1 protein-coding gene is annotated in these 313 nt (G+C 67.4%); it reads right to left on the minus strand.

Annotated elements, in window-relative coordinates:
- Positions 1 to 313, minus strand: a 313-nt coding sequence (locus J0A65_RS26875) for a hypothetical protein (RefSeq protein WP_206597217.1), incomplete at both ends; no start/stop codon positions are given.

Below are 313 nucleotides of genomic sequence, written 5' to 3' on the forward strand. Positions count from 1 at the left end.
GCCACCAGGCGAGCATGGCGGCGAACAGCGAGAGGGTGAGGAAGGCCTTGAGGAAGGCCTGGAACAGCGTCTGGCGGACCTCCGGTTCCTGCGTCAGCAGGCTCAGCGAGACCTGGCTGTAGATCAGCGCCAGGGCGCCGAACAGCATCAGCACCAGCAGACCGAGCAGGCCGAGGTACTGGGCCAGGCGGCTGTGCAGACGCGGGATCGATGCACGCGGGAAGACCCAGCTGACGAAGTCGTCGAGCTGGTCGGCCAGGCGCGCACGGGGTTTGCAGCGATCATCGCAGCGCGCATCGAGCGAGCAGCACAG

This window comes from Bowmanella yangjiangensis (assembly GCF_017255015.1).
GTDB classification, from domain to species: Bacteria; Pseudomonadota; Gammaproteobacteria; order Enterobacterales; family Alteromonadaceae; genus Bowmanella; species Bowmanella yangjiangensis.